12 protein-coding genes are annotated in these 12403 nt (G+C 62.3%); 4 read left to right on the top strand and 8 right to left on the bottom strand.

Going from position 1 to position 12403, the window contains the following annotated elements; genetic code table 11:
- The first annotated feature begins 17 nt into the window (after positions 1-17).
- The 4 genes from ABIE18_RS08835 (at position 18) to ABIE18_RS08820 (ending at position 3512) form a co-directional block, all read left to right on the top strand.
- Entirely contained in the window at positions 18-728 is a 711-nt protein-coding gene (locus ABIE18_RS08835) for a 3'-5' exonuclease (RefSeq protein WP_499722334.1), read from the top strand.
- Positions 729-1050: 322 nt separating this feature from the next.
- Complete coding sequence (locus ABIE18_RS08830; protein ID WP_431115780.1) at positions 1051-2001, top strand: ABC transporter substrate-binding protein; 951 nt, start codon at positions 1051-1053, stop codon at positions 1999-2001.
- A gap of 12 nt (positions 2002-2013) precedes the next feature.
- Positions 2014-2778: an amino acid ABC transporter permease gene (locus tag ABIE18_RS08825; protein WP_499722333.1), complete on the top strand. Its 765-nt coding sequence runs from the start codon at positions 2014-2016 to the stop codon at positions 2776-2778.
- Complete coding sequence (locus tag ABIE18_RS08820) at positions 2775-3512, top strand: amino acid ABC transporter ATP-binding protein (RefSeq protein WP_431115782.1); 738 nt, start codon at positions 2775-2777, stop codon at positions 3510-3512. Before ABIE18_RS08825 ends, ABIE18_RS08820 begins: the two co-directional genes overlap by 4 nt.
- A 143-nt stretch (positions 3513-3655) precedes the next feature.
- On the opposite strand, the gene ABIE18_RS08815 is transcribed toward ABIE18_RS08820, so the two are convergent.
- The 8 genes from ABIE18_RS08815 to hemQ all read right to left on the bottom strand — a co-directional run bounded on the left by ABIE18_RS08815 (position 3656) and on the right by hemQ (position 12347).
- A complete protein-coding gene (locus ABIE18_RS08815; RefSeq protein ID WP_499722331.1) occupies positions 3656-4936 on the bottom strand; it encodes a glycoside hydrolase family 3 N-terminal domain-containing protein in 1281 nt (426 codons plus the stop codon).
- A 145-nt stretch (positions 4937-5081) separates the two neighbouring features.
- Positions 5082-6401, bottom strand: coding sequence for a glutamate-1-semialdehyde 2,1-aminomutase (gene hemL, locus ABIE18_RS08810; RefSeq protein WP_499722330.1), 1320 nt, complete (start codon positions 6399-6401; stop codon positions 5082-5084).
- A 54-nt stretch (positions 6402-6455) separates the two neighbouring features.
- A complete protein-coding gene (locus ABIE18_RS08805; protein ID WP_499722329.1) occupies positions 6456-7571 on the bottom strand; it encodes an LLM class flavin-dependent oxidoreductase in 1116 nt (371 codons plus the stop codon).
- Positions 7571-8551: a porphobilinogen synthase gene (gene hemB / locus ABIE18_RS08800; protein ID WP_499722328.1), complete on the bottom strand. Its 981-nt coding sequence runs from the start codon at positions 8549-8551 to the stop codon at positions 7571-7573. The genes ABIE18_RS08805 and hemB overlap by 1 nt, the downstream gene beginning before the upstream one ends.
- Positions 8548-9441, bottom strand: coding sequence for a uroporphyrinogen-III synthase (locus tag ABIE18_RS08795; protein ID WP_499722326.1), 894 nt, complete (start codon positions 9439-9441; stop codon positions 8548-8550). Before ABIE18_RS08795 ends, hemB begins: the two co-directional genes overlap by 4 nt.
- A gap of 1 nt (position 9442) precedes the next feature.
- Positions 9443-10429: a hydroxymethylbilane synthase gene (hemC, locus tag ABIE18_RS08790; protein ID WP_499722325.1), complete on the bottom strand. Its 987-nt coding sequence runs from the start codon at positions 10427-10429 to the stop codon at positions 9443-9445.
- A complete protein-coding gene (locus tag ABIE18_RS08785; protein ID WP_499722323.1) occupies positions 10426-11649 on the bottom strand; it encodes a ferrochelatase in 1224 nt (407 codons plus the stop codon). Before ABIE18_RS08785 ends, hemC begins: the two co-directional genes overlap by 4 nt.
- Positions 11646-12347: a hydrogen peroxide-dependent heme synthase gene (hemQ, locus tag ABIE18_RS08780; RefSeq protein WP_216924089.1), complete on the bottom strand. Its 702-nt coding sequence runs from the start codon at positions 12345-12347 to the stop codon at positions 11646-11648. The genes ABIE18_RS08785 and hemQ overlap by 4 nt, the downstream gene beginning before the upstream one ends.
- Between the last annotated feature and the right edge of the window lie 56 nt (positions 12348-12403).

The raw sequence follows: 12403 nt of genomic DNA, 5'->3' as shown, positions 1-12403 counted from the left end.
GCCGGTAGCGTGAAAACATGAGCTCCTGGAATACCCTCCCCCGCGCTGCCTTCGACCTCGAAACCACTGGGAAGAATTCCCGTTCCGCCCGCATCGTCACGGCTTCAATCACTGTGGTGGATGCGCACGGAGAGCTCATCAAAGAGCATGAATGGCTGGCGGACCCCGGGGTGGAGATACCCCTGGAGGCCAGCGAGGTGCATGGGGTGACCACGGAAAAAGCCCGTGCCGAAGGCCGCCCGGCGGCCGAGGTCACCCGCGAGGTAGCGGCCGTTCTTCAGGAATTGTTCGACGACGACACTCCAGTCATTGCTTTCAACGCCAGTTACGACTTCACGGTGCTCGCTGCCGAGTCAGCACGGCACGGCGTCCCGCAACTGACCCGTTTCCCGGTATTGGACCCCTACGTGATGAACAAGCAAGTGGACCGGTACCGCAAGGGCAAGCGGACCTTGACCGCTTTGTGCGAGGAATATGGCGTGATCCTGGACAACGCCCACACCTCCGCTGCGGACGCCTTGGCGACGCTGCGCGTCCTGGATGCCATGGCTGGCAAATTCCCCAAGTTGCAAATGCCTGCCTCCAAGCTGCACCATTTGCAGGTGGACTGGGCCGCATCCCAAGCTGCAGACTTCCAGCAGTATCTGCGCCGAAGCAAACCCACCGCTGTCATCGAAGGCGAGTGGCCCGTGCTGCCACCCGAGGACGCCAGCCGAGGTGGCTTCTGAGGCACGCTTCGGCACTGGCGGCCCGCAGTTGGGACGCAAGTCACAAGAATTCCGAAGCTCCTCCAGCACGAGCGTTGTGCGCAGGGATTCCATCACTTTGCCCATCGCCGGAATAGTTCGGGAGCTCAGACTTCAAAGCAGGAACTTTCTTCGGAAAATACGAGCCAGAGCAATCACTTGTTCGATTCACCGCGCTTCAGTGGGCTGGTGACATAATTAAGTTTGGCGGGTTGAAGTCTGCTAGGGCAGCCATCCCCATACTTGCTGCCCCGTTCCCCGCCCACCGCGAACGTCTCTGTGACCCGACGAAAGTGATTTCTTCATGAAATTCAAAGCCCTCAAGTGGCTGTCTGCTGCTCCCGTAGCAGCGGCCCTGGTGATCTCCTTGGCAGCATGCGGCGGAGGAACCTCCCAGCCCAGCGGCTCGCCCACCGATGCCCTCGCCGGCAGCGACCAGCAGACGCTGGACAAGTACACCACCGCGGACGTCACGGCGCTGGACAAGATCGACAAGTCCAAGTTGGGCCTCGTCACCGATGGCACCCTGCGTGTAGGCACCCTGTCCGACGCACCGCCGAACATCTTCATCGATCCTTCGGGCAAGTTCACCGGTTATGACAACGAACTCCTTCGCGCCATCGGCGACAAGCTTGGCCTGAAGGTGGAGTTTGCGTCCACTGACTTCTCCGCCCTGCTCTCGCAGGTAGCAAACAAGCAGTTCGACGTCGGATCCTCCTCGATCTCCACCACGGATGCCCGTCGCAAGACAGTCGGCTTCACCAACGGCTACGACTTTGGCTACATGGCCGTCGTGACCAAGAGCGACGCCAAGGTCACCGGCTTCGCCGACCTCAAGGAAGGCGTCCGGATCGGCGTCGTCCAAGGCACCGTTCAGGATGACTATGTCACGAACACGCTCAAGCTCGAGCCCGTGCGTTTCCCTGACTACAACACCGTTTATGGCAATGTGAAGAACGGTCAGATCGACGCTTGGGTGGCTCCCTCCCAGCAGGCTTCCGGCCAGGTCAAGGACGGCGACGGTACCAAGATCGCCGAAAAGGTTGTCAACACGCAGAACTTCACGGCTTACGCCGTGAACAAGGACAACCAGCCCCTCCTCGATGCACTGAACGCCGGCCTGGACGCCGTTATTGCTGACGGTACGTGGACCAAGCTCACCTCGCAGTGGTACACCGACCGTCCCACCGCGGCCGAGCAGACTCCGCAGGGCTGGAAGCCGGGCAGCAAGGCCGTCCAGATCCCGGCCAAGTAACCCGGGCGTTCCATGGATATCCTCAAGCAACTGGCTGACACCTTCCTTGACTGGGAGGCGATGGGCGAAGTCGTTCCCAAGATGTTCGCCGTCGGGCTGCCGAACACACTGGTGCTCGCTGTCGTTTCGGGCATCATCGGGACCCTGCTGGGCATGGCCCTGGCCTTGATGGGGATTTCCCGGAACGCCGCGGCCCGGTGGATTGCACGCATCTATACGGACGTCCTCCGCGGGCTTCCGCCGGTACTGACCATTCTGGTCATCGGATTCGGCTTTGGCCCCATCATCCGTGAACTGACCGGTTCCACGAGCCCCTACCCGATGGCCATCGCAGCACTGTCGTTGATGTCGGGGGCGTACATCGGCGAGATCTTCCGCTCTGGTATCCAGAGCGTGGACAAGGGACAGCTCGAAGCGTCCCGCGCCTTGGGGTTCGGCTACGGCGCTTCCATGCGCTTGGTAGTGGTTCCCCAGGGCATCCGCCGGGTGCTTCCTGCCTTGGTCAACCAATTCATTGCCCTGATCAAGGAATCCTCCCTCGTCTTCCTCCTGGGCCTGCTGGCCACGGAGCGCGAGATCTTCCAGATCGGCAAGGACGCGGCTGCGACCAGCGGCAACCTCTCGCCTTATGTGGCTGCGGCCATCTTCTATCTGGTACTCACTATTCCGCTCACGCACTTCGTGAACTGGATTGATGCCCGCTTCCGTTCAGGCAAGCCTGAAAAGAAAGAACCGGACGATGCCGCGGCGGTCGTCGGGAAGGGAGCCCACGCATGAGTGAATTTACATCGGGCACGTTGACGGCAAAGAACATCCATTTGTCGTTCGGCACCAACCATGTCCTGCGGGGAATCGACCTGCACGTTGAGAAGGGCACCACGGCTTCGGTCATCGGCCCCTCGGGTTCCGGCAAGTCAACGCTGCTCCGCGTGATGAACCGACTCATCGAACCGGACCAGGGCGACATCCTGTTGGACGGCCGTTCCGTCCTCAAGGACAATCCCGACGAACTCCGGCGTCGCATCGGCATGGTGTTCCAGCAGTTCAATCTCTTCCCCCACAAGACTGTGGCCGAGAACATCTCCCTGGCGCTGCGGAAGATCCGTGGACTGTCCAAGGAACAGGCGCGTGAGGAGGCCTTGGCCCAACTGGACCTGGTCGGCCTCAAGCACAGGGCAGATGCCCGCCCTGCCAACCTTTCGGGTGGCCAGCAACAGCGCGTAGCCATTGCCCGCGCGCTTGCCATGAAGCCCGAGGTTATGTTCTTCGATGAGGCCACTTCCGCGCTGGACCCGGAACTCGTCAAGGGCGTACTTGCCCTGATGACCGATCTCGCACAGGGAGGCATGACCATGGTGGTGGTTACCCATGAAATGGGCTTCTCCCGCAACGTCTCAGACGTGGTGACGTTCATGGACGCTGGCGTAGTTGTGGAATCCGGTCCGCCGGAGCAGCTGTTCAACAGCCCCCGGACAGAGCGGCTCCAAGGCTTCCTCTCGGACGTCCTCTAGTCCCCGTAAGGCAGCCAAACAGCAGACCCCGCCTCCAGACGGTCGCCCTAGTGGTGAAAAGTCATGGAGGCGGGGTTTCCTGCATTAAGCGCAACCGCGGTGAGGCACCGGCCAGTCTCCGCCCCCTTGACTTGTTTCCAGTATTACTTCCCGAGTTTCACCGACAACACAGTCAACACCGCAGCATCTACCTTATTGCGGAAATCCGGCTCTGACTGTGCTTTCTGGAGTACGGCGTCATACATAGCGGGGATGCTTCCCGGGTCCGCGCAAACCAGCATCGTGCCGCCCGCTGCGAAGAAGTTGACGGCGCGGTCCGCGGTGGTCCACGGCTTCAACTGTGCTGCACTACAGACGTCATCCGAGAGGATAATGCCTTTGAAGCCAGCGTCACCGCGAAGCATCTGCCCCATCACCACGGGCGAGAACGGCGCAATGTTGGCGGGGTCGATTTGGTCGTAGTAGGCATTGGACACCATGACCCATTGCACGCCGTTCGTCATGGCTGCGCGAAATGGCTCCAGGGCGGGATCATTCCGCGTAGTTTCAGTGTCCCTGACGTTCTGGCTGACATCGGTGTTGGGAACTACCCTGCCAAGGCCTGGGAAGTGCTTTACGACCGGTGCAACCCCCGCGTCCTTCATGCCTTGGGCAAAAGCGTTTCCGAGGTTGGACACTTGCCCCGGCACAAATCCATACTCGCGTTGGAATTGTCCGATGGGTGCATTGGACGTCGCGAATTCAGGGCTCGTCACAGTGTCAAGGACCGGAGCCAGATTGACGTTGACGCCAGCGCTACGGAGTTCCTTCCCCCAAACGGTGGCGTCTGCCCGCAGCTTCGCGGGACCAGCTCCGGCTTGCACCAACGCGGCAGGAATGGCGGAGAAACCCGGACCAGCCAGGACTTGGACGTATCCACCTTCCTGGTCGGTGGCCACGAAGAGAGGCAGCCCACCGGTAGTTTCGGCGGAAACTGTCCCGGTCAGGGAGGCCACGACGGCAGCTGTGGCAGCAGTCCCGGCCTTGCTGCGACCACTCAAGTAGACGTTGCCTGCATGGTATTTGGTGAGTGCTTCCATGGTGCCCGGCTCCGCACCCGTCGCCTTCGCGGCAACCATGAAGAGTTGCCCGACACGTTGCTCGAGGCTTAGCCTGGCAAGCTGTTGTTGTGCCGTGGACAGCGCTTCACGGGTAGGTGCTGCCGAAGGTGCCCGGGAGTCCTGGGGTTCGCTTGAAGTCCCGGAAGTGGACTTGCCCGGAACAGGGGTGCTCGTCGGCGAAGGGGTAGCTGCAGACGGCGTAACCGGTGCAGTTGTGGGGCTGGCGGTTTCATTCCCACTTGAGCAACCAGGCACCGTTGTGACGAGGATTCCGGCCGCCGCGGCCCTCACACCAAGGGATGCAATTGACTGGATCTTGCGCATGGTAAACCGTGAATTCGTTGGGGTTGGGTTTCCCTTACGAGCCTACCCCGGGAAGTCGCAGTGCCCCAGCCTGCTTCGAACAGCCAGCCTGCTTCGACCAGCCGGCCGGGGCACCGCATTGTCCTTGACCCAGGCGACCGCGGACTTAGGCGATCGCGGCGGCTGCAGCCTTCGCAGCAGCCGGGAGTGCGTCAACGATCCTGTTCATTGCAGCGTCGTCATGCGCTGCGGACAGGAACCAGGCCTCGAAGACTGATGGCGGCAAGTAGACGCCGGAGTCCAGCATCGAGTGGAAGAACGGTGCGTAACGGTAAGCTTGCTGGCCTTGGGCGTCGTCGTAGTTGTGCACACCGCGGGCCGAGGTACCGAATGCAACCGAGAACAGGTTGCCTGCACGCTGGATGGAGTGGTCCACGCCTTCGGCATCAAGCGCCGAGGAAAGAGCAGCGGACAGCTCCAGCGAACGGGCGTCCACATAAGCGTAAACGTCGGGCGTGGCATGGGTAAGCGTTGCGACACCGGCAGCCATGGCCACAGGGTTTCCTGACAGCGTGCCTGCCTGGTACACCGGACCGATGGGTGCAAGGTAATCCATGATGTCGGCACGTCCACCGAGGGCCGCCGTCGGCATTCCGCCGCCAATGACCTTGCCGAAGGTCAGCAGGTCCGGCGCCCATCCTTCCTGACGGCCCGTGAGTCCCCAGTAGCCTGCGTAACCGGTGCGGAAACCGGTGAGGACTTCGTCCAGGATGAGGAGCGCCCCGTGTTCCGTGGTGATGCGGGACAGGCCAGCGTTGAAGCCCTCGCCCGGGGTGACGACACCCATGTTTGCCGGGGCAGCTTCGGTGATCACGGCCGCGATGTTGTTGCCGTGCTTGGCGAAGGCAGCTTCGACAGCTCCGAGGTCGTTGTAAGGCAAAACAAGTGTCTCAGCGGCGGTGGCTGCCGTGACGCCGGCCGAACCGGGGAGGGCCAACGTCGCGAGGCCCGAACCTGCGGCTGCCAGCAGGCCGTCCAGGTGGCCGTGGTAGCAGCCGGCAAACTTGATGATCAGGTTGCGGCCGGTAAAACCACGGGCGAGGCGAACCGCCGTCATCGTGGCCTCGGTGCCCGTGGACACCATGCGCAGGCGTTCGACGGCGGACACGCGCTCCTTCACGATCTCGGCAAGGTTGGCCTCATCCGGGGTGGACGCTCCGAAGGACAGGCCTCGGTCCACAGCAGCGTGCACGGCCTCGAGCACGGCGGGGTGGGCGTGGCCTAACAGAGCCGGGCCCCACGAGCAGACGAGATCCACGTATTCCTTGCCATCAGCGTCTGTGAGGTAGGCGCCCTTGGCCGAAACCATGAATTTCGGAGTGCCGCCAACGGATCCGAAGGCACGCACGGGCGAGTTCACTCCGCCGGGCATGAGGGACCGGGCTCGATCGAAAAGTTGGTCGGACACAGGGGTGTTTGAAGTCATGGTTCCTATTCTTTCAGTCATTCAGAAGCGTCTTTCGGTGATTCAGGAGCGCAGCTAAGAGGCGTTCGCCAGCAGCTCAGCGACCCTTGGGGCCACTTCGGTGCCGTACAACTCGATGCAGCGCATCATGGATCCGTGCGGCAGGGTGCCGTTGCTGTATTTGAGGTCGAAGCGGTCCACGCCGAGGTTGCGCTTGAGCAGGACGATTTTTTGGGCCACAGTCTCAGGAGAACCCACATAGAGTGCGCCCTCCGGGCCGCACATTGCGTCGAATTCCCCCCGGTTTCCCGGACCCCAGCCGCGCTCGGCGCCTATTCTGTTGCGTTGCTCCAGCCAATGCGGAAAGAGTTCTTCCCGGGCATCCTGGTCAGTGTCTGCAATGAACCCGGGCGAGTGGGTTGCGATTTGTCGCATGGGGTGACCGTATTTGGCCATCGCGTCACGGTAAAGATTTACGAGCGGAGCGAAACGGCGGGGCTCTCCCCCGATGATCGCGAAGATGATGGGATAGCCATATTCCGCGCACCGCAACACAGATTCAGGCGTCCCACCCACACCTATCCATGCCGGCAGCAAATGGTGCTGCAAACGCGGGTAAATCTGGAGTCCGTTCACGTTGGGGCGGGTCCGCCCTTCCCAATGAACCGGCTTCTGGGCACGTACTTTGTCAAACAGTTCAAGCTTTTCTTCGAACAGGACGTCGTAGTCTGCAAGGTCCAGTCCGAACAACGGGAAGGACTCAATAAACGAGCCCCTGCCCAACATGACCTCTGCCCTGCCGTTGGAGATCGCGTCAACAGTGGCAAAACGTTGGAAGACCCGGATCGGATCGTCCGAACTGAGCACCGTCACTGCCGATCCGAGCCGGATCCGGGATGTCACTGCGGCAGCTGCCGCGAGGAAGACCTCGGGAGCCGATACAGCAAAATCGCGGCGGTGATGCTCTCCCACGCCAAAAGCATGAATGCCCAGGGCGTCAGCCAGCTTTGCTTCCTCAAGCAACTCCCGCAGGACCTGGGCGTGCTCCTGGGGATTACCGTCGGCATCGAGGCCCGCGTCCCCGAAGGTGTTCAGGCCGAGCAGGATTTCTGCAGCGCCCACCGGTGCGGTGGGGTCGGAGTCAGCCTTGGATGCAGACGGAAATCCCGGTTCGGAAGGCACTGCGGTCATCAGGACTCCTTCAGCCAGCCTGCCAGTTCGGAGGCCCAGTAGGTCAGGACGGTATCGGCTCCGGCCCTCTTGATGCCGAGCACCGACTCCGTGATGGCGCCCCGCCGATCGATCCAGCCGTTGGCAGCGGCCGCTTCGATCATGGCGTACTCCCCCGAGATTTGATAGGCCGAGACGGGCACCGGGCTCATTGCCGCAATATCCGCGAGGATGTCGAGGTAACTCATGGCTGGCTTGACCATGACCATGTCGGCGCCTTCTTCAAGGTCCAGTTCCACTTCGAGAATGGCTTCGCGACGGTTGGCTGCGTCCATTTGGTAGGTTCGGCGATCACCCTTCAGCTGGGAGTCCACCGCTTCACGGAACGGACCGTAGAAAGCTGAGGCGTACTTCGCGGCATAGGCCAGGACAACGGTGTTCTTGTGGCCGGAATCCTCCAATGCCTGGCGGATGACGGCGATTTGTCCGTCCATCATGCCCGAAGGTCCCAACACATGGGCGCCCGCCTCCGCCTGGGCAACGGCCATCTGGCCGTAGATCTCCAAGGTGGCATCGTTGTCCACATATCCTTCGGCATCCAGAACGCCGCAGTGTCCGTGGTCAGTGAATTCGTCCAGACAGACATCGCCCATGATCACGAGGTCATCGCCTACTTCGGCCTTGACGTCCCGGATGGCCTTGTTCAGGACACCTTCCGGGTCCAAGGATGCGGTGCCCCGTGCGTCCCGAACCTCCGGTACGCCGAACAGCATGATGCCGCCCACCCCAAGTTCCACGGCTTCCGCGGCTGCGCGCTTAAGGGTATCGCTGGTGTGCTGGACGACGCCGGGCATCGAACTGATGGGACTGGGCTCGCTGAGGCCCTCACGGATGAAGGCCGGAAGTATGAGGTCTGCGGGGGCCAGACGTGTTTCTGCCGTGAGCCTGCGCATCGCCGGGGTTGTGCGCAAGCGGCGGGGACGGTGGTTCGGAAAGCTCATCTGGGGTTCCCTTCGTTGGCGAATACTGTTTCCAAGGCGGCCGCGATGCCGTCCGGGGTAGGTTCTTTGGCGGTGGCTCCGACGGTGATTCCGAGGTGGGTGGCCTCTGCCGCCGTCGGACGCCCAATGGCTATGAATCGGCACCTGCCCAAGGGCAGAAGGGTCTCCGCAATCCGCCGGGCGGCACTCGGGGAAGCGGCCACGACGGCGTCCAGCATCCCGGCGTCAATGGCAGCGCGAGCTTCCAAGGGAGTCATCTCCTGCGGCTGTCCGGTACGGGAACCAGCACTGCCGGAGGCAGAACTGCCGGAATGAACGACGGCTGCGGGCAGTTCGGCTTCGAGGCGCAGTCCCGTCCGGGCCGGGTAGTCCACCGTGTGATAGGCAGTCACGGCCGTTACGTCTGCGCCCTTGGCGGCCAATCCGTCACGCAGGCCGGGGCCTGCGATATCGGCTTGCGGGAGAAGAACGCGTTCAGGAGCCGGCTCCCATAGGGCGACGAGGCCTTCGGCAGATTGAAGGTCAGTGGGTGCCAGTGAGACGGTCAGGCCGATAGCTTCCAGGATCCGCCGTGAAGACGGACCGATCGTGGCCACGCGCGTCCGCGACGGCACGAGGTTTGCCGGAAGCGTGCCACGCTCGGCAGCCTTTTCGAGCAGGACACGCACGGTGGTGATGCTGCTGATCACCATCCAGTCAAAAAATCCAGCGGAGAGCTGGTCCAGGGCAGCGTCGAGGGAAGCCTGGTCCTCCGCCCGCTCGAAATCGATGAGGGGAAGCACCAACGGCTCCGCTCCGAGCGTGTGCAGGAGCGAAGCAAGTGGCCGGGCACGGTCGGCGCTCCTGGTAATCAGGACCCGCCGACCTGCCAAAGCCGATGCTTGAGTCACATCAGGACGCTGCAAGATCCGCGATCTCCGCGGCACCAGCAGCGAGCAGAAGCTCCGCAACTTCAATGCCGAGCAACGTCGCCCCTACTTCGGTCAGGCCATCGGTGGCTTTCTTCTCGCGCACAGTCTTGGTGCCGTCAACGGCGCAGACAACGGCTTCAAGGTGCAGCATGCTGCCCTTCCTGAAGGCGTATGCGCCAACCGGAGCGGCACAGCCAGCTTCGAGCCGGGCCAGGACGGCACGTTCAGCTGTCACGGCAAGCCGGGTGTCGTCGTCGTTCAATGCAGCGAGAGCCTGGGCGAGAACACCATTGGAGCCTTCCACCTGCGGGGCGTCCGCCGTGCGGCATTCGATGGCCAGCGCACCCTGACCGGGGGCGGGCAACATGACATCTGTCTCGAAGAACTCGCTCACGGTATCCAGCCGGTCCATCCGTTCCAGCCCGGCCGCAGCGAGCACTACGGCGTCCAGGTCGCAGGACTTGCCGGGAACAACTTCGTCGGTGACGTTGCCGGGAAGCCCAGGCACGCGTCCCAGGCGCGTGTCCACGTTTCCACGGATATCCAGCACCTCGATGTCAGGCCGCGCCGCCCTTAGCTGTGCAGCACGTCGGGGTGAACCCGTACCTACCTTGGCGCCACCGGGCAATTCGGCAAGGGTAAGGCCAGCCCGGGCACACAAGACATCCCTGACATCCACGCGTTTGGGGGTGGCGGCGATGCTCAATCCAACTGCAGCCCCCGTGGGCAGGTCCTTCAAAGAATGAACAGCGACATCGCAGGTCTCAGCAAGCAAGGCATCGCGCAGGGCCGCCACGAAGACACCCGTGCCGCCCATCTGTGACAGCGAACCGGTCCTGACATCGCCCTCGGTCTTGATATGCACCTGCTCCACCGGGAAACCACCAACAGCTGCCAGCTGATCGGCCGTCTGCTGGGTCTGGGTCAGCGCGAGCTTGCTGGCCCGGGTGCCAATGCGGATTCTCATTTGCCGACCTCCGAGGAGGTGTAAGCCTCATGTCCGACGCCGACAGTGGAGCCGACCTCGGCAATAACCGGCTTTGCTCCCCGGAAGTTTTCGCAACAATTGGGGCGGCAGACGTCGTACCAGGGACCAAGGTCCGTAACGTGGGGACGATCGGCGATGTTGTTATCCACCGTGCGTTCACAAATCAGGTCAACCAGCCCGGAAACGAAGGCAGCGTGCGTTCCCGGGGTGGGGACGCGGGTTGCTTCCATCTCCAGGTTCCTGCAGGTCTGAAGGGCTTCGGTGTCCAGGTCCCAGGCAACCTCCATATGGTCGCTGACGAAGCCAAGGGGAACGATCACGATGCCGCGTACGCCTTCGGGGGCGATTTCTTCGAGGTGATCGTTGATGTCCGGTTCCAGCCAAGGAATGTGCGGCGCGCCGGAGCGGGATTGGTACACAAGGTCCCAGGCCACGTTCGGGGCAACGGCATCCATGATGGCCTGGGCGTTTGCCAGGTGCTGTGCCGCATAGGTAGATCCTTCTGCGAACTCGCGCGGCTCGTCCTCGGACCTGCCGGCTGCTTCGGCGTCGCGCGTGGGGATGGAGTGGGTGGCAAACAGGACTCGGATTTTTGAATCGGGGTCGGATTCGCCCGCGGCAATCAGCTTGCCGCGGATTTCTTCGAGGCCGGCAGCGGTACCTTCAAGGAAAGGTTGCACAACGCCGGGGTGGTCGAAGTACTGGCGGATCTTGTCCACCTCGAGCTTGCCGTCCAGCCCTGTTTCGGTCAGCGCGATGCCAATGTCTTCACGGTACTGGCGGCAACTGGAGTAGCAGGAGTAGATGCTGGTGGTGAGCATCAGGATCCGGCGGTGGCCGGCGTCGTAGGCGTCCTGCAGGACCGGAGCGATGTACGGGTCCCAGTTCCGGTTGCCCCACAGGACCGGAAGCTCAATGCCGCGTTTGGCCAACTCGGCCTCGATCGCGGCCTTCAGTTCCCGGTTCTGCTGGTTGATGGGGCTGATGCCCCCAAACGCGCGGTAGTGGTGTGAGACCTCTTCAAGGCGTTCATCCGGGATGCCACGGCCACGGGTGACGTTGCGGAGGAAGGGAATGACATCTTCCTGGCCTTCAGGACCACCAAAGGAGGCAAGGAGCACTGCGTCGTACTGCTTTGCTTCCTGGCGAGCACGCTCGGTGACCTCGTTGGGGGTTGTGGATACGGCAAGGCCACTCATGCCAGGACCTCTGCAATCTCGGCAGCAGTCACGCGGCGGCCTGTGTAGAACGGGATTTCTTCGCGGACATGGTTGCGGGCGTCGGTTGCGCGCAGGTGGCGCATGAGGTCAACGAGGTCAACGAGTTCAGGTGCCTCCAGGCCAAGGATCCACTCCCAGTCACCCAGCGCGAACGAGGAAACGGTATTGGAGATGACCTGCGGGAACTCCCGACCCAGCATTCCATGGTCACGCAGCATTTTTCCGCGTTCTTCCGCGGGGAGCAGGTACCACTCGTAGGAGCGGACGAACGGATAGACGCACAGCCAGGTGCTGGGCTCGACGCCCCGCGCGTAGGCCGGGACGTGGCTCTTGGCAAACTCGGCTTCCCTGTGGACGCCCATGGCGGACCAGACGATTTCGGTGCCGGCAAAGAGCTTGCTGCGGCGAATGGAACGGACGGCTGACTGAAGGTCTTCCGGCTTGGATCCGTGGAGCCACACCATGATGTCGGCATCCGAGCGCATGGCGGAAACGTCGTAACTGCCCCGCAGGGTCACGCCTTCTTCGGCGAGCTTCCCTTCAAGGGCTTCAAATTCCTGGGCAGCATCGCCGCTGCGCAGGACGTCGGCCGAGCGCTTGAAGACGGTCCAGAGCGTAAAGAACTGCTCTTCGGTTCCAGCAGTTTTAGTGACAGATTCGGCAGAAGTGTGGCTCATGGTTCAAGTTTGCCCCGTGCCAGCCACTAAGTCGAAACGGATCACTTCTACAAGGC

It is taken from the genome of Arthrobacter sp. 2762 (genome assembly GCF_040548745.1).
Taxonomy (GTDB): domain Bacteria; phylum Actinomycetota; class Actinomycetes; order Actinomycetales; family Micrococcaceae; genus Arthrobacter.
Note: the sequence above shows the minus strand (reverse complement) of the source record. Positions and strands in the feature narration are given on the sequence as shown.

Bases quoted from the DNA above. Each gene is read 5' to 3' on its own strand.
- ABIE18_RS08830 (WP_431115780.1), top strand. From the start codon at position 1,051: ATGAAATTCAAAGCCCTCAAGTGGCTGTCTGCTGCTCCCGTAGCAGCG.
- hemQ (WP_216924089.1), bottom strand. From the start codon at position 12,347: ATGAGCCACACTTCTGCCGAATCTGTCACTAAAACTGCTGGAACCGAA.
- ABIE18_RS08835 (WP_499722334.1), top strand. From the start codon at position 18: ATGAGCTCCTGGAATACCCTCCCCCGCGCTGCCTTCGACCTCGAAACC.
- hemC (WP_499722325.1), bottom strand. From the start codon at position 10,429: ATGAGAATCCGCATTGGCACCCGGGCCAGCAAGCTCGCGCTGACCCAG.
- ABIE18_RS08805 (WP_499722329.1), bottom strand. From the start codon at position 7,571: ATGACCGCAGTGCCTTCCGAACCGGGATTTCCGTCTGCATCCAAGGCT.
- ABIE18_RS08825 (WP_499722333.1), top strand. From the start codon at position 2,014: ATGGATATCCTCAAGCAACTGGCTGACACCTTCCTTGACTGGGAGGCG.
- ABIE18_RS08820 (WP_431115782.1), top strand. From the start codon at position 2,775: ATGAGTGAATTTACATCGGGCACGTTGACGGCAAAGAACATCCATTTG.
- hemB (WP_499722328.1), bottom strand. From the start codon at position 8,551: ATGAGCTTTCCGAACCACCGTCCCCGCCGCTTGCGCACAACCCCGGCG.
- hemL (WP_499722330.1), bottom strand. From the start codon at position 6,401: ATGACTTCAAACACCCCTGTGTCCGACCAACTTTTCGATCGAGCCCGG.
- ABIE18_RS08785 (WP_499722323.1), bottom strand. From the start codon at position 11,649: ATGAGTGGCCTTGCCGTATCCACAACCCCCAACGAGGTCACCGAGCGT.
- ABIE18_RS08815 (WP_499722331.1), bottom strand. From the start codon at position 4,936: ATGCGCAAGATCCAGTCAATTGCATCCCTTGGTGTGAGGGCCGCGGCG.